Origin of the sequence: Limnohabitans sp. 2KL-1 (genome assembly GCF_003063435.1) — a bacterium.
In the GTDB taxonomy this organism is placed as follows: domain Bacteria; phylum Pseudomonadota; class Gammaproteobacteria; order Burkholderiales; family Burkholderiaceae_C; genus Limnohabitans_A.
Map to the genome: position 1 here is coordinate 382,888 of NZ_NESL01000002.1, position 15,804 is coordinate 398,691.

Genomic DNA, 15,804 nt, shown 5'->3' on the forward strand with positions numbered 1-15,804 from the left:
TGATGTCTGAGGTGGGTGATGGGTGATTTGCCGGATCTGGCTCAAGCGGTCTCTCCACGATGGGCCAACCGGCCAGTCGGGCTTGATTGATTTATTGCAGTCGCAAATTCAACCAAATATTTTGCTAAATTAGTTTAAAAGAATCAATATGTCACAATGGACATGACCCTTAAGCCACAATACAAATACCAATAAAATCACAAAATCAACAATTTCCATGCCAAACACAGCCCTCCAGAGTCCTTTTGCAAGCGTGTCAAGACCCCAAGTGCTGTTGGTGGAAGATGACGAATCGCTGATGGCCCCCTTGGTGGCCCTGCTGAACATGTCCGGCTTTGCGGTCAGCACCTACTCCTGTGGAGAATTTTTTCTATCGGATTGGCCACTGTTGGCCCGAACTGACGCTGCGCAATGCATCTTGATGGATGTGCACTTGAATGGCGTGAACGGCCTGGAGGTTCAAAAAACCTTGCGCCGCATGAATTGCCAAACGCCCATCGTCTTCATGAGTGGGCAGTTGGATGCGTTGAATGTGAATGCAGCCTGGCGAGAGGGTGCCAAGGCCTTTTTGTTCAAACCCTTCAAATCCATCGAGCTGCTCCAGATCCTCGAAGATGTCTTTGCCACAGCCCCGCTTGCCCCCCAAACTGCAGCCGACAAAACAGACCCAAACTTGTTGGTTCAACTCGAGCGACTGACCCCGCGACAACGAGAGGTGCTCAAATGGGTCGCCAATGGGCAATCAAACGTGGCCATTTCCAGTGAAATGCACATCACGGCGCGCACCGTCAAGATGCACCGCGCAGGCATCATGCAGCGCTTGGGCTTGGGCCATGTGGCAGATTTGGTCCGGTTCTACGAACGCGTCAAGCATCTGCTGGACACGCCCGAGCAGCCCCCATCGGCACCGCGCTCAGCAGAACCTCAGCGCGACTGGGCTTTGTTCCCGTAAGGGCAATGGTTGGGGCGTGGCCCCACCTGGGGGTGCAGGCGGCAGGTGTTGGGCCGCTTGTCGTACACGGTGCAGCGGCGGGTTTTCGCATCCAGCAAGTGGCAGTCACCGCTGGCGCGACGCGCCAGGCTGAAGATGCTGTTCTTGAAGTTGAAGTGATCGATCAGACCCGCTTTGGTCAAGCGTTTGGCGATCTGCTTGGGGTCGTCGTGCTCAGCCTCAAATGGGTCCACCATGCCCAGACGCACCAGATCGGCCAGCTTGACCTCGACCGGCATGGTGCAGCAGTTGGCCGCACAGGTGTCGCACAAGCCGTTTTTGTAACGGGTCCAGGTTTCGCAGCGGTCAACGTCAACAACGGCAATCGGAGATCTCATGGGTCAATCAGGCTGGAGAAAATTGCAAAGGAACAACGCGGTTCATGTCCACGTTTTGGCGAGCGATCCACAAATCATGGGCATCTTGCAGGCTCAACCAGCTTTCAGGTGTGCGCCCCAAGGCCTTGGACAAGCGCAATGCCATCTCAGGGGTCACGCGGCTGCTCCCTTTGAGAACTCGGCTCAGCGTGGACGGTGCCACATCCAGTTTTTCGGCCAGTTCGCGACCGGAAATGCCATGGGGTCCCAGGTAAATTTCCTGAATAAATTCACCAGGATGAGGGGGGGTGTGCATGGCCATCAGTGACAGTCCTCGTAGTCCAATATGTAGGCATTGCCATCTTCAAATTCAAAAGTCAGCCGCCAGTTGCCGTTGACCGAAATCGACCACCGCCCGCGCATCTCACCTTTGAGCGAATGCAGCCGAAAACCCGGAATGTCCATGTCGTCAATCACTTGGGCCGTGTCCAGCGCTGCCAGCTGCATGCGCAAGCGCTTGACGTGACTGACCTGAACACCGGCGGTTTTGCCCGTCTCAAAAAGACTGCGCAAGCCCTTGTGCCTGAACGACTTGATCATGGGCAAACTCTAACATGTTGCGCAGTACGCAACAATGCAAGCCCCAGATCTGTTTTTCAACCCCGGATGCGCACTGCCAGCTTGCCAAACTGCTGGCCGCTGGCCAAGCGGTCCAGGGCGGCATGGATGTCGTCCAGCGCATAGGTTTGCTCAATCAGCGGTCGCACGCCTTGTTGCGCACAAAAGCGGGTCAAGGCCTGGAGTTCATCCAGATTGCCCAGGGTCGAGCCCAAAATTTGCAACTGGCGGATGAACACCCGGCGCAGATCGGCACCGGGCTGGTCACCGGTGGTGGCACCGCAGGTCACGATGCGGCCACCGCGCACGGCCGAGCGCAAGGCGCTGTCCCACACGGCCTGCCCCACGTTTTCGAACACCACATCCACACCGCGTTTGCCGGTCAGGCGCATGACTTGCTGCACCACGTCCTGTTCGCGGCTGTGGATGACACCATCGGCCCCCAGCGCCAGCGCACGGTCCAGTTTGTCCTGCTGGGTCGAAGTCACGAACACCCTTGCCCCCATGGCCTTGGCCAGTTGCAGCCCCGCCAGCGACACACCGCCGCCGATGCCAAAGATCAGCACCGTCTCGCCCGCCTGCAAACGGGCCTGCGTGACCAGCATGCGCCAGGCCGTGAGGTGGTTCACCCCCAAGGCGGCGGCTTCTTCAAACGTCCAGCCTTCTGGCATGGGCACCAGATTGCGGGCGGGCACACAGAGGTATTCGGACAAAGTACCGTCACGGTGCTCACCCAGCAGGCTCATGCGGGTGCACAGCACTTCCTGGCCGCGCTGGCAAAACTCGCAGGCACCGCAGGTGACTGCGGGGTAGACCAGCACTTTTTGGCCGATGTGCAGGCCGGGCTCCTCTGCGTCCATGGCTTCAATGACGCCCGCGCCATCTAGCCCCATGGTCTGCGGCAGCGTGTGGGTGATGCCCGCGCCGCTGTCGCGCATGTAAAGGTCCACCCGGTTGAGCGTGGCCGCGTGCATGCGCACCAGCACCTCGCCTGCGCGCCGCTCGGGCAGGGGCCGCTCGCCCACCGCCACCACCTCGTTGCCGCCATGGCCTGTCAGGTACACCGCTTTCATCTTCAATCCTTGTGTGTTCAGGCGGCCTGCGCCTCGCCCCAGTAATGGAAGGTCATCGGGCGCGGGCCAGCCAAATAGGCCGATTGCGTGCTGGCCACAAAGCCTGCAGCGTCCAGCAATGCGGGAATATCACGCCCAAGCTGGCAACCACCGGCCAATGGCCCCCACAGCGGCTGCAAACGGTCTTGCCAGCGGCGCACGCCTTGGTCGGGGGCGCGGCCATGTTCGCAAAACAGCAGCTTGCCGCCCGGCACCAGCACCCGGCGCATTTCGCGCAGGGCCTGCGCCGCATCCGGAATGCTGCACAGGGTGTAGGTGCAAACGACGGTGTCAAAACTGGCATCGGCCGTGGGCAGCTGCTCGGCCGACAGGCCCATCAGCTCCACCGCCATGCCCGCCTGTTGGCTGCGCTTTCGGGCCAGGCGGTGCATTTGCATGGCCGGGTCCACCCCCACGAGTTGGCTGACACGGCTGCGGTCGTAAAACGGCAAATTGCGCCCGGTGCCCATGCCAACCTCCAGCACCCGCCCCTGCGCCTTGGGCACCAGCTGGCGGCGCTGGTTTTGCACCATCGGCAGGCCGCAGGCCACATCGAGCAAATAGGGCAGCACCAAACGGTCGTACCAATTCATGCTGCGCCTCCTCTGTGTTGATGACAGGCCCTCAGCCCTTTTTGGCGACCAAGGTCAGGATGTCGTAACTGGCCACGACTTCGCCCAGTTGGTTGGTGACTTCCACGTCCCAGGCCACCACGCCCTGGCCCACACCATTGGCGTCTTTCTTGTTGCGGTCGATCTTGCGTTTGGCGGTCAGGCGCGCCTGGATGGTGTCGCCAATGCCCACGGGCTTGACGAAGCGCAGGGTATCGAGACCGTAGTTGGCCAGCACCGGGCCGGGTGCAGGCGAGACGAACAGGCCAGCAGCGGCCGACAGCACGAAGTAGCCGTGCGCGATGCGCTTGCCAAACGGCGAGTCCTTGGCGGCGATCTCGTCGAAGTGCATGTAGAAATAGTCGCCCGACAGGCCGCCAAAGGCCACGATGTCGGCCTCGCCCACGGTGCGGCGGTGGGTGAGCAGGCTCTCGCCAATTTGCAACTCTTCAAAGTACCGGCGGAAGGGGTGGACCTCGGTCTCAATCAGCTTGGCGCCGCGCATGTACTCGCCGGTGACGGCAGCGATCATGGAGGGCGAACCCTGCAGCGCGGTGCGTTGCATCAGGTGCTTGACGGCGCGGATGCCGCCGAGCTCCTCACCGCCCCCTGCGCGGCCCGGGCCGCCGTGTTTGAGGGGCGGCAGCGGCGAGCCGTGGCCGGTCGACTCCACCGCCGATTCGCGGTCCAGGATGTGCAGGCGGCCATGCAAGGCGGCAGCCACCGGGATGATGCGCGCAGCGATTTGCGGGTCTTTGGTGACCAGCGTGCCGACCAGGCTGCCCTGACCGCGTGCGGCCAGTTGCAGGGCTTCGTCAATGCCGTCGTAAGGCATGAGCGTGCTCACGGGGCCAAAGGCTTCCACGTCGTGCACGCTGTCGGTGTGCAAAGGCTTTTGGCACAGCAGCAACGTGGGCTGAAAAAAAGCACCCCCTTCGACGCCCTGCCCCACGGGCTTGAAATCGGCACCGCCGCCAAACACCAGCTCGGCGCTTTGGCGCAGCAGGGCCACGCGCTCGGCCACGTCGGCTTGCTGGGCGTGAGAGGCCAAAGCGCCCATCTTCACGCCTTCGACCGACGGGTCACCCACCACCACTTTGGCCAGACGTGCTTTGAGTTTTTCAGCCACTGCGTCCAGGTGCTGGCGCGGCACGATGGCGCGGCGGATCGCCGTGCACTTCTGGCCGGCCTTGACGGTCATCTCGCGGGCGACTTCTTTCACGAACAGGTCGAACTCTTCATCGTCGGGCGAGACATCGGGCGCGAGGATGGCGCAGTTGAGCGAGTCGGCTTCGGCGTTGAAGGGGATGCTGTGTTTGACCACATTCGGGTGCACACGCAGCATGGCGGCGGTGTCGGCCGAGCCGGTGAAGGTGACCACGTCCTGGCCGTTCAGCCGATCCAGCAGATCACCCGTGGAGCCGATCACCAGCTGGAGCGCACCGGCAGGCAAGATGCCCGATTGCTCAACCAAACGCACCATGGCTTCGGTCAGGTAACTGGTGGACGAAGCAGGTTTGCCGATGCAAGGCATGCCCGCCAAAAAGCTGGGCGCAAACTTTTCCAAAAGACCCCAGATGGGGAAGTTGAAGGCGTTGATGTGCACCGCGATGCCGCCACGCGGCACCAGGATGTGCGTGCCCGCAAAGCCGCCTTTTTTGCCGAGCGGAAAAGCCGGGCCTTCGTGGATCAGGTTGCCGCTGGGCAACTCGTTGCTGCCCATGCCCGAATAGGCGAACAGCGTGCCTGCGCCGCCTTCGATGTCGACCCAGCTGTCTGCCCGCGTGGCCCCGGTGTGGGCCGAGATGGCATACAGCGTTTCTTTGTGCTCACCCAAATACTTGGCCAGGGCTTTCAGGCGCTGGGCGCGCTCCTGAAAGTCGAGCTTGAGCAAATTCGGCAAGCCCACGGTGCGGGCGTAGTGCACGGCGTCGCCAAAGTCGATGGCTTCGGCATGCGTTTGGTAAACCATCTGACCGTTGATGGCGCTGCGCAGGTTTTGTGCGCCTTGCTCGCCGATCCATTGGCCACCGATGAAACTTTGCAGGACTTGGGACATGGGAAAGTGCTTTCTGAAATGAACAAAGCCCGGTCCACGAGAATTAACCAACCGAGCGGTCGGGGAATTCTAGTCGGTTTGCACACATCTCCAAAACCAAATCAACAAGCGGCTGGTTCTTTGTAGGAGCCAGCCCTGCTGGCGATTTGGCCATGGTGGTCGGCCAGCCATCGCTTGCAGGGCAAGCTCCTACAAAAGACAACAACCCTGCCTCGCAGCTTGCAGGCAAGCGCCTACACATACCCCGATCAAGCCACTTCAAACGCCATCAAACCCGTGGCCGTGTTGGAAATCGGGATGTGGTAATTGCGGTGGACTTCCTTGACGCTTGGGCCAGCGGTCGACAAAGCGGCGCGCATGGCCAGCCACATCAGCAGTTCCACACCTTGCGTGCCGGTCTTTTCCACCAAGTCCAGCGTGCTGAACTGGGTGGCCCATTCGGGGTTGCTCACCAGGCTGTCCATGAACTGCAGGTCAAACGCCTTGTTGATGAACCCGGCGCGCTCGCCGTCGAGCTGGTGACTCAGGCCCCCAGAGGCGCAGACCACCACTTTCTTGCGGCTGTCCCAAGCGGCAATCGCCTCACCCACCGCTTTGCCCAGCGCGTACACGCGTTTGGCCGATGGCAGCGGAAACTGCACCGTGTTGATGTTGATCGGCACGATGGTCACGGGCGCTTCGCCCTCGGGCCAGAACAGTTTGAGTGGCAAGGTGCACGCGTGGTCTACCAGCATTTCCTGGCAGGTCACGATGTCAAAGTCCTGGCCCACCAAGGTGTTGATGATCTGCCACGACAGATCGACTTCGCCCTGGAATGGCGGCAGCGTGGGGATGCCCCAGCCTTCATCGGCGTTGTTGTACTGGGCCGCAGCGCCGACTGCAAAAGTGGGCATCTTGTCGAGGAAGAAGTTCAGGCCGTGATCGTTGTAGAACATGACGACCACGTCGGGCTTTTGCGCGCCCAGCCACTGTTGCACGGGCGGGTAACCGGCAAAGAACGGGGCCCAGTAGGGGTCGTTTTGCAGACCTTTGTGGATCGCATTGCCGATGGCGGGGATGTGGGAAGTGGCGAGTCCGCCGATGAGTTGAGCCATGGTTTTGTCCTTTCAATTTCGCTTTACAGGTCGGGGCCGAAGCCGCCGACCTGCATATTCCGTACCGTTCAGGCGTAAGCCTTGAGCTTGGCCTTGAATTCGTCCTTGCTCATGCCGGTCTGCTGCGCGCCAATGTCCTGCATGTCGAGGCCGAAAATGCCGGCGAACTTGGCCAGGTAATAGGCGTTGCCGCCTGCGGCAATCAGGTCAAGCACTTGGCGCGAGCGGATCGCGGCTTTTTGCGGCTCGGTCAGCCCGTATTGGGTCATGTAGGCCTCTTCGTCGTTCTTGAATGCGGCACGGTTGTCGGCCGAGTTGAACGAGAAACACATTTTGTTGAGGGCATAGCCTTTGCGGGCCATGTCACCGTCAAACGGCGTGGTGCCTGCGATCTGGCGGGTGGGTTGGGTCATCTGAGTTTCTCCAAAAAGCGGTGACTGGTTGGAAGTATCGGGATACCATCCCTACAAATAAACAGATGAATACTCATATAACCCATGAACAATTTCGATTGGTTGGATCTGGACGCCAAACTGCTGCGCCTGCTGGTGACGGTGGTGGACGCCGGCTCGATCACGGCCGCCGCCCAGCGCTTGGGCGTGACACAGTCGGCTGTGAGCCACCTGCTGGACAAGCTGCGCGGCATCACCGGTGACGTGCTGTTTGCCAAGTCCGGGCGGGGCATCGTCGCCACCGCCCGGGCCGAGGCGCTGGCCGAGAGGGCCCGCACGCTGCTGGAAGAACTGGAGCGCTTTGCGCGTTCGGAAAGTTTCAACCCCGCCCAATGGCGCGGCACCGTGACGATCGCGGCCAACGATTTTCAGCGCGACGCGCTGCTGCCCGCCCTGATGCAGCGCCTGCGCGAAACAGCGCCCGGTGTGTGCCTGCGCGTGATCCCCTCGGATGTGCCCACGCCCGAAATGCTGCGCCAGCAACACTGCCAGCTCATCATCAGCCCGCGCCCGCCCGAGGGGGCGGACATCCTGCAAAAGCGTCTGTTTGCCGACCGCTACCGCGTGTTTTACGACCCGGCCGTGCGCAGCGCCCCGACCACGGCCGAGGACTATTTGGCCGCCGAGCACGTCACCGTGGTTTATGCGCCCCAGCGCCCGCTCGATCTGGACGCTTTGCTGCTTTCACGTGGCGTGGTGCGGCGCTTTGCGGTGCAGGTGCCGGGCTTTTCGGGCCTGCCTTCGTTCATTGTGGGCACGCCGTGGCTGGCCACCGTGCCCGGCTTGCTTCAAAACCACCTGATGCGCGATCTGGCCAGCGCCCCGGTGCCCGTGCCCTGCCCCGACATGCCGATGTACATGATCTGGCACCAGCGCCACCAGCAAGACCCGGCCCACCAATGGCTGCGCCAGCAACTGGAAGCGGTGGCCCGGCCTTTGGTCACGCCATCCAGTTAAGGGTTTTCACCTAGAAAATGAGGGAACTAACAGGGTTTTGTGAAATTGATATGCATGCATATAATCTCGCTACTTTCTTCACTGTCACTTGTTGGAGCCATCATGAGCACTGCGCCTTCTCAACTTCCCGTCATCGTCGCTGGCGGTGGCATTGGCGGCCTGGCCGCCGCGCTCGCCTTGGTGCGCCAGGGCTTTCAGGTCACCGTGCTGGAGCAAGCGCCCGAGATCGGCGAGATCGGTGCAGGCATCCAGCTCGGCCCCAACGCCTTCCACGCTTTTGATGCACTGGGCATTGGCGACAAAGCCCGTGGCCGCGCTGTTTACACCGACTTCATGGTCATGCACGACGCGCTCGACGAGTCGCAGGTTGGCAAGATCGAAACCGGCGAAGCCTTTCGCAAGCGCTTTGGCAACCCCTATGCCGTGATCCACCGCGTGGACGTGCACCTGTCGCTGCTCGAAGGGGCGCAGGAGACCGGCAAGGTCGAGTTCCACACCAACACCCGCATCGTCTCGATTGAGCAGGACGAAGCCAACAAGACCGTCACCGCCATCGACCAGAACGGCAAGCGCTGGACCGGCCAGGCCCTGATCGGTGCCGACGGCGGCAAGTCGGTGGTGCGCCAGCAGTATGTGAACGACCCACCCCGCGTGACCGGCCATGTGGTGTACCGCGCCGTGGTCGAGAAAAAAGACTTCCCGCTGAACCTGCAGTGGAACGCCGCCAGCCTGTGGGCCGGCCCCAAGTGCCACCTGGTGCACTACCCGCTGCGCGGCGGCGAGCAGTACAACGTGGTCGTGACCTTCCACAGCCGCCAGCAAGAAGAATGGGGCGTGACCGATGGCTCCAAGGAAGAAGTCGAGAGCTACTTCCAGGGCATCAGCCCCAAGGCACGCCAGCTGATCGAGCTGCCCAAGACCTGGAAACGCTGGGCCACCGCTGACCGCGAGCCGATCGGCACCTGGGTGTTTGGCCGCGCCACCATCTTGGGCGACGCCGCCCACCCCACCACGCAGTACATGGCGCAAGGTGCCTGCATGGCGATGGAAGACGCCGTCACCCTGGGCGAAGCCCTGCGCGTGAATAACAACGACTGGACAAAAGCGCTGGCTTTGTACGAACGCTCCCGCGTGGCGCGCACCGCCCGCATCGTGCTGTCGGGCCGCGAAATGGGCCGCCTGTACCACGCCGCCGGTGTCGAGCGCCTGATCCGCAACTCGCTGTGGAAAGGCCGCACCCAAGAGCGCTTCTATGATGCGATCGAATGGCTGTATGGCTGGAACGTCAACAACTGCCTGGCCCAGGACTGAACCCCAAGGAGACCTTTCATGCAAGAACTCGGAAAACTCGAAGACCTGCCGCAAGACTACCGCGACGATCTGAAAAACCTGAACCTGGTGCCCCTGTGGCCCAGCCTGCGCGGCGTGCTGCCCCCCAAGGTGCCCACCCGCCAGACCCAGCCCACTTGCTGGGCCTACAAGGACATCAAGCCCTTGCTGCTCAAAGCGGGCGAGCTGACCCCGATTGAAAAAGCCGAGCGCCGCGTGCTGGTGCTGGCCAACCCCGGCCACGGCCTGGAAAAAATGCAGGCTTCTGCCGCCATGTATTTGGGCATGCAATTGCTCATGCCCGGCGAATGGGCCCCCAGCCACCGCCACACCCCCAACGCAGTGCGCATGATCGTCGAAGGCGAAGGCGCTTACACCACGGTGGACGGCGAGAAATGCCCGATGAGCCGAGGCGATTTGATCCTCACACCCACAGGCCTGTGGCACGAACACGGCCACGACGGCACCGAGCCCGTCATCTGGCTCGATGTGCTGGACCTGCCGCTGGTCTATTACATGGAGGCCAGCTACCACATCAACGGCGACCGCCAGACCGTGGTGCCCGGCCAGGGCGACAAGCAATACGCCCGTGGCGGCGTGGTGCCCAGCCATGTGTTCGAGCGCAGCAAGAAGGCTTACCCCATGCTGCGTTACGCCTGGAAAGACGCCAAGGCCGCGCTGGAATCGCTGGCCGCTGACGATGCGGGTCTGGAGCAGGTGCAGGTCACCTACACCAACCCCGAAACCGGTGGCGATGCCGAAAACATTCTGGGCTTTTATGCCCTGATGCTGCGCCCCGGCCAGACGCTGCGCCTGCCTGCCCGCTCACCAGCACAGGTGTTCCACGTCATCGAAGGCGCAGTGCAAGCGCAGATCGTGAACAGCACCTTCACCCTGGCCGAAGCCGACACCTGCTGCGCCCCCGGCTACGAAGCCGTGACGCTGACCAACCTGAACGCCGGCCAGCCCGCGTTCGTGTTCATCGCCGACGAATCGCCCCTGCACCGCAAGCTGGGTGTTTACGAGAACCGCGGCTGAATCGTTGACCAGTGTGGTCCTTTGAAACATGCGGATACCTGACTTCTGTGGGAGGCTGCCCCTGCGGCCGAATGGTGAATTGACTCAGCCATTTTGCAATGGGTCCAGGTGATTCAACCATTCGCGAGCAGTGGCTCGCTCCCACAAAACACCCAACCCACCCAAGGGCATGACCACGGCCGTGCCCATTTCATCACTTGATCTTGACCCCATGACCCCTTACCTCTTCACCCCACCCGCCGTCCAGTCCCTGCCCGTTCGCGGCAAAACCGAGCGCTTCCCGATCAACCGCATTTTCTGCGTGGGCCGCAACTACCATGCGCACGCCGTCGAGATGGGCCGCCCGGTCGACAAGAGCGTCGAGCAGGCTTTTTACTTCACCAAGTCGCCCCAAACCCTGGTGGAGAGTGGCGCGACTGTGGCTTACCCACCCCGCACCAGCAATTACCACTTCGAGATGGAGCTGGTGCTGGCCATTGGCAAAGAAGGTTTTCGCGTGAGCGAAGCCAACGCGCATGAGCTGGTTTATGGCTATGCCGCAGGCCTGGATATGACCCGCCGCGACCTGCAACTGGTGGCGCGTGACAAGGGCCGTCCTTGGGACACGGGCAAGGACATCGAAGAAGGCTCGGTCTGCTCCGAGATCGTGCCCATGCCTGGCGTGGTGATTGAGAACGGCAGCATCGCCCTCGAAGTCAACGGTGCCACCAAGCAGTCGTCCGATGTGGACAAGCTGATCTGGAACATCCGTGAAATCATCGCCGACCTGTCCACCTATTACCACTTGCAACCCGGCGACCTGATCTACACCGGCACGCCCGAAGGCGTGGGCGCTGTGGTGACCGGCGACAAGATCACCGGGCGCGTAGAGGGTGTGGCCGAAATCGCCTTGACCATCGGCGCTGCTCAATAATGCCAAGTACCGGCAGCCGCCATGCGCTGGCGACTGCACGCCCACCAACAGGACCCAAGCCATGAAGCTCTACAACTTTTTCCGAAGCGGCACCTCGCACCGCCTGCGCATTGCGCTCAACCTCAAAGGCATCGCCACCGACTACGTGGCGGTCGATTTGCGGGTGGAAGAGCACCTGAAAGACGCATTCAAATCAATCAACCCGCAACAACTGGTGCCCGCGCTCGACACGGGTGAGCAGGTGCTGGTCCAGTCGCCCGCCATCATCGAATGGCTGGAAGAAAAATACCCCACGCTCGCCCTGCTGCCATCTGGCGTTGACGAGCGCGCCCATGTGCGCGCACTGGCGGCCATCGTGGGTTGCGACATCCACCCGATCAACAACCGCCGCATTCTGGAAACCCTGCGCAAGCAGTTCGGAGCCAACGAAGACGCCGTCAACGCCTGGTGCGGCACCTGGATCAGCGCCGGCTTTGACGCCTACGAAGCCCTGATCGCGGCCGACACACAGCGTGGCCGCTTCAGTTTTGGCGACACGCCCACCCTGGCCGATGTGTATTTGATCCCCCAGGTCGAAAGCGCCCGCCGCTTCAAGGTGGATATGAGCCGCTGGCCCCTGATCAGCGCAATCGACAAGGCCTGCGGTGAGCTGGAGGCCTTCAAAAAGGCCGCGCCCATGGCCCAGCCTGACGCCTGAGCCATCTCAAGGCTTCAGCCAAACACCTCGGTATCCACCTCGCTGTTGGCCTGCGCGTTGTAGCGGTCCCCTGCCACCGTGCGCTGGTTGATCAGGGCGTCAAGCCGTGCCAGCAGACCGGCGTCGAGCTGCACATCCACCGCCGCCAGGTCATCCAGCAAATGGTCAACCGAGGTGGTGCCGGGGATCGGGATGATGTCATCGCCTTGGTGCAGCAGCCAGGCCAGAGCCAGCTGGGACGGGCTGCAACCGGCTTCTTGTGCCAGCGCGTTGTAGGCGGGCAGCAGCTTCAGGTTGGCGGCGTAGTTTTCTGGCGCAAAGCGCGGCATGCTGCGGCGGATGTCTTTGGCATCGAAGCCCGCAATGTCGAGCGGGCCACACAAAAAGCCCCGCGCCACCGGGCTGAAGGCCACAAAGGCCACACCCAATTCGCGGCACGCTTGCAACACCGCGATCTCGGGGTTGCGGGTCCACAGCGAATACTCGGTCTGCACCGCCGCAATCGGGTGCACCGCATGCGCTTTGCGCAAGGTGCCAGCCGACACCTCGGACAAGCCAATGGTCTGGATCTTGCCCTGGCGCACCAGGTCGCTCAGCGCGCCCACGCTGTCTTCGATGGGTACTTTTTTGTCCCAGCGGTGCAGGTAATACAGGTCGATCACATCGGTCTGCAGGCGGCGCAGCGCGTCTTCGCAGGTCTTTTTGATGGTTTCGGGGCGGCCGTCGATCACGCGCACTTTGCTGCCGTCGCTTTGCTCAACCCCTTGCATACCGCATTTGCTGGCCAGGGTGAATTTCTGGCGGTGCGGTTTCAGGACTTTGCCCACCAACGTCTCGTTGGCACCAAAGCCATAAAGGGCAGCCGTGTCAAAAAAGTCCACGCCCTGGTCCAAGGCCGTGAGCAAGACCCGCTCGCCCTGTTCGGCAGAGACGGGCGCGCCATAAGCATGGCTGAGGTTCATGCAGCCCAAACCAATGGCGCTGACGTTGAAGGAAGCAAGTTGTCGGGTTTTCATGGCGCATATCTTAGACGCTGCACCATCCGCTGGCGTCGCCAGAGTGTCTTGCGTGCGCACATCCGCGTACGATAATCGCACTCACCATGACCGAAAGTTCTGCCCTCTACCCGCCAGCCGATCTGCTGGACGCACGCGACTGGATTGCCGGGCTTGAAAAAGGTTTGGCCATCATTGAAGCCTTCGACGCCGAGCACCCCCGCCTGACATCGACCGAGGCTGGCGTGCGTTGCGGCATGACGCGCACCGCCGCTCGCCGCTACCTCAAAACCCTGGCCCATCTGGGCTATGTGGGAACGGATGGCAAGCTGTTCTGGCTCAGCCCGCGCATCTTGCGCTTGGGACACGCTTATCTGGAATCTGCCCGCTTGCCCCGATTGGTGCAGGCCTATCTGCAGCGCATCACCTCAGGCACCGAAGAAATCGCCTATCTGGGGGTGTTGGACGGTGATGACACGGTCTATGTCGCTCGCAGCGGCATGCACCGGCACATGCTTTCAGGCTACATGCTGGGGTCTCGCGTGCCTGCGCAAGTGACCGCTGCAGGCATGGCCATCTTGTCGAGCCTGAGCGATGCGCAAACCGATGCGTGGCTCGACACGCATGCGCTGCGCACCTTCACCTCGTTCACCATGTCCAGCAAGCTTGAATTGCGCGAGCACCTGCAGCTGTTCAAACGCCAAGGCTGGGTGCTGTCCGAGCAACAGCTGGAGCTCAACTACCGGGGCATTGCCGTGCCCTTGCTGGACCGACAAAACCAGGTGCACGGTGCCATCAGCGTGACCATGCCCATCAACAACGAGGACGCGGAACACGCCGTGAAGCGGGTGTTACCGGTGATGCAAGAAGCGGCACGCAGTCTGCGGCCGCTGCTTTAAGACGCACTGGTTTTATGCCCGCACTTGGCTTGTTTTGTCAGAGATGTGGTTGGCCGTCACGAAAGCAAACACCATGTTGGGACCGTGGGTTATGCCTGCGGCTGGATAGTTGCCCCCCATGATGCTGGCGCGGTCGTTGCCCACGGCATACAGACCCTCGATGGGACGTCCATCGTGTCGAAGCACCTCGCCAACCACGCTCGTCTTGATCCCATCAAACGTGCCCAAGTCACCCATGATGACCTTGATGGCGTAAAAAGGACCTTTTTGTAGGGGGGCCACACAAGGATTCGGGTGATGATCCGGATCGGCCAAATAGCGGTTAAAACTGGTTCGACCGCGTCCGAATTCCTGGTCTTCACCCCGCACGGCCCCCACGTTGTAGTCGCGCACCGTTTGCTCCAACTGCACAGAATCGATACCGGCTTTTTGTGCCAGGTCAGACAGAGATTGACCTTCGATCAAATAACCGTTGCGCAAGAATCGGCCAATCGGCATGGGTGCTGGCTTGACAAACCCCAAGCCATACTGAGCCAGTGCTTTTTTGTCACAGATGAGCCACATGGCGGTTTCGTCCATGTCCTTGCAGGCCTGCACCATGGCCAAACCAACGTCGTGGTATGAATTCGATTCGTTGGTAAATCGCTTGCCGTTTTTGAGCACACCAATGATGCCTGGCTTGTAACGATCAAGCAGGTGAGGAAACACGCCGACTTCACCGTTCCCGTAGTCCACCTTGGTGACTGGCATCCAGGCTGCACTGTCCTGAAAACGAATATCGACCACACCACCCAAGGCCTCAGCCATGTTGAGGCCATCGCCCGTGTTACTGAGCGGCGTCGGAGACAGATGTTCATGTCCACGCTTGACATGCGGATAGGCCTGCGCAATGCGCTTGACATCATGCGGGAACCCCCCACAAGCCAAGATCACGCCATAACGCGCATTGAAACGCTGCGGCCCTGCCTCAGCATCGGTCAACATCCCCACCACTTGATCACCTTCAAGGACCAGCTCACGCGCGGCTGTGCTGGTCAAAATAGGTATCCCCAAATCGAATGCAGACTGCGCCAACCGAGCGGCCAAAGCGTTGCCACTGGTGACATGAACAGCGCGTCTGTAAAGTGCCAACTCCTTGAGGTGACTGACCAAGCGCTTGGCCACATAAAAGGCCGATGCCAGCGACTTGGTAGCGCGAAAAAAATGCTTCAGATCGGCATTGGATGAATTGAACATCATGCCAATGAAGGTGATGGTTTTAAGCGGGGGTTTCAGGCGGGCCATGTGCGGGCCCAGCTGCCGAATGTCATAGGGTTTGGCCAAAATGGATCGACCGATGTCCGCCCCACCCTCCACATCAGGGTGATAGTCGGGATAGAGCGTGGGAACAAACTGCATCGCCGTTTCGCGCTCTAAAAAATCTACCATCTTGGGGCCATTAGCGATGAAAGCATCTACGGCTTCTTTGTCAAAGAAGCGTCCCGTCTCATGCATCATGTAAGTGCGCACCGCATCAGCGTTATCCTGGGCATTTTGCTTTTGCCCATGCCCGTTGAGAGGAACCCACAGCACACCGCCAGACAAGGCGGTGGTGCCACCGAACACGGACTCCTTCTCAAGTACAACCACATCCAGTCCACGCTTTTTAGCGGTGATGGCGCACGTCAGCCCGGCAGCGCCGGAACCGACCACAATCAGATCAAAGTTTTGTGTCGTCATGCT

Annotated in this window: 17 protein-coding genes; 7 read left to right on the forward strand and 10 right to left on the reverse strand. The window is 61.1% G+C overall.

Annotated elements, in window-relative coordinates:
• Positions 1 to 253 precede the first annotated feature (253 nt).
• Entirely contained in the window at positions 254 to 952 is a 699-nt protein-coding gene (locus B9Z47_RS06205; protein ID WP_158271636.1) for a response regulator transcription factor, read from the forward strand.
• Here the strand turns inward: B9Z47_RS06205 and B9Z47_RS06210 are convergent.
• From B9Z47_RS06210 to B9Z47_RS06245, 8 genes are all read right to left on the reverse strand, one after another.
• Positions 925 to 1,329 (reverse strand): YkgJ family cysteine cluster protein, encoded by a 405-nt coding sequence (locus B9Z47_RS06210; RefSeq protein ID WP_108330378.1) that lies wholly within the window; start codon positions 1,327 to 1,329, stop codon positions 925 to 927. The genes B9Z47_RS06205 and B9Z47_RS06210 overlap by 28 nt on opposite strands.
• Before the next feature lie 7 nt (positions 1,330 to 1,336).
• Positions 1,337 to 1,624: a HigA family addiction module antitoxin gene (locus tag B9Z47_RS06215; RefSeq protein WP_233253681.1), complete on the reverse strand. Its 288-nt coding sequence runs from the start codon at positions 1,622 to 1,624 to the stop codon at positions 1,337 to 1,339.
• 5 nt (positions 1,625 to 1,629) lie between these two features.
• The gene (locus B9Z47_RS06220; RefSeq protein WP_108330380.1) at positions 1,630 to 1,908 is read right to left on the reverse strand and encodes a type II toxin-antitoxin system RelE/ParE family toxin; all 279 of its coding nucleotides are present in this window, start codon (positions 1,906 to 1,908) and stop codon (positions 1,630 to 1,632) included.
• Positions 1,909 to 1,964: 56 nt separating this feature from the next.
• Entirely contained in the window at positions 1,965 to 2,999 is a 1,035-nt protein-coding gene (locus tag B9Z47_RS06225) for a zinc-binding dehydrogenase (protein WP_108330381.1), read from the reverse strand.
• A gap of 17 nt (positions 3,000 to 3,016) precedes the next feature.
• Positions 3,017 to 3,631, reverse strand: a complete 615-nt coding sequence (locus B9Z47_RS06230) for a class I SAM-dependent methyltransferase (RefSeq protein ID WP_108330382.1) — start codon at positions 3,629 to 3,631, stop codon at positions 3,017 to 3,019.
• A 31-nt stretch (positions 3,632 to 3,662) separates the two neighbouring features.
• A complete protein-coding gene (paaZ, locus tag B9Z47_RS06235) occupies positions 3,663 to 5,708 on the reverse strand; it encodes a phenylacetic acid degradation bifunctional protein PaaZ (RefSeq protein ID WP_108330383.1) in 2,046 nt (681 codons plus the stop codon).
• Between the two features lie 248 nt (positions 5,709 to 5,956).
• Positions 5,957 to 6,802, reverse strand: a complete 846-nt coding sequence (locus B9Z47_RS06240) for a class III extradiol dioxygenase family protein (RefSeq protein ID WP_108330384.1) — start codon at positions 6,800 to 6,802, stop codon at positions 5,957 to 5,959.
• A gap of 68 nt (positions 6,803 to 6,870) precedes the next feature.
• On the reverse strand, positions 6,871 to 7,215 hold the full coding sequence (locus B9Z47_RS06245) for a protocatechuate 4,5-dioxygenase subunit alpha (protein WP_108330385.1): 345 nt from the start codon (positions 7,213 to 7,215) through the stop codon (positions 6,871 to 6,873).
• An 84-nt stretch (positions 7,216 to 7,299) separates the two neighbouring features.
• Between B9Z47_RS06245 and B9Z47_RS06250 the strand changes: the two genes are divergently transcribed.
• The 5 genes from B9Z47_RS06250 to maiA all read left to right on the forward strand — a co-directional run bounded on the left by B9Z47_RS06250 (position 7,300) and on the right by maiA (position 12,188).
• Complete coding sequence (locus tag B9Z47_RS06250; protein WP_108330386.1) at positions 7,300 to 8,211, forward strand: LysR family transcriptional regulator; 912 nt, start codon at positions 7,300 to 7,302, stop codon at positions 8,209 to 8,211.
• A 102-nt stretch (positions 8,212 to 8,313) separates the two neighbouring features.
• Complete coding sequence (locus B9Z47_RS06255; RefSeq protein ID WP_108330387.1) at positions 8,314 to 9,522, forward strand: 3-hydroxybenzoate 6-monooxygenase; 1,209 nt, start codon at positions 8,314 to 8,316, stop codon at positions 9,520 to 9,522.
• Between the two features lie 18 nt (positions 9,523 to 9,540).
• Positions 9,541 to 10,578, forward strand: a complete 1,038-nt coding sequence (locus B9Z47_RS06260; RefSeq protein ID WP_108330388.1) for a cupin domain-containing protein — start codon at positions 9,541 to 9,543, stop codon at positions 10,576 to 10,578.
• Between the two features lie 211 nt (positions 10,579 to 10,789).
• On the forward strand, positions 10,790 to 11,491 hold the full coding sequence (locus B9Z47_RS06265) for a fumarylacetoacetate hydrolase family protein (protein ID WP_108330737.1): 702 nt from the start codon (positions 10,790 to 10,792) through the stop codon (positions 11,489 to 11,491).
• A gap of 61 nt (positions 11,492 to 11,552) precedes the next feature.
• Positions 11,553 to 12,188: a maleylacetoacetate isomerase gene (gene maiA, locus B9Z47_RS06270; protein ID WP_108330389.1), complete on the forward strand. Its 636-nt coding sequence runs from the start codon at positions 11,553 to 11,555 to the stop codon at positions 12,186 to 12,188.
• Between the two features lie 14 nt (positions 12,189 to 12,202).
• On the opposite strand, the gene B9Z47_RS06275 is transcribed toward maiA, so the two are convergent.
• Positions 12,203 to 13,204 (reverse strand): aldo/keto reductase, encoded by a 1,002-nt coding sequence (locus B9Z47_RS06275; protein WP_108330390.1) that lies wholly within the window; start codon positions 13,202 to 13,204, stop codon positions 12,203 to 12,205.
• An 86-nt stretch (positions 13,205 to 13,290) separates the two neighbouring features.
• Between B9Z47_RS06275 and B9Z47_RS06280 the strand changes: the two genes are divergently transcribed.
• Positions 13,291 to 14,082, forward strand: a complete 792-nt coding sequence (locus tag B9Z47_RS06280; protein WP_108330391.1) for an IclR family transcriptional regulator C-terminal domain-containing protein — start codon at positions 13,291 to 13,293, stop codon at positions 14,080 to 14,082.
• Positions 14,083 to 14,094: 12 nt separating this feature from the next.
• Here the strand turns inward: B9Z47_RS06280 and B9Z47_RS06285 are convergent, their stop codons facing one another.
• Positions 14,095 to 15,801: an FAD-dependent oxidoreductase gene (locus B9Z47_RS06285; RefSeq protein WP_108330392.1), complete on the reverse strand. Its 1,707-nt coding sequence runs from the start codon at positions 15,799 to 15,801 to the stop codon at positions 14,095 to 14,097.
• Positions 15,802 to 15,804: the final 3 nt, after the last annotated feature.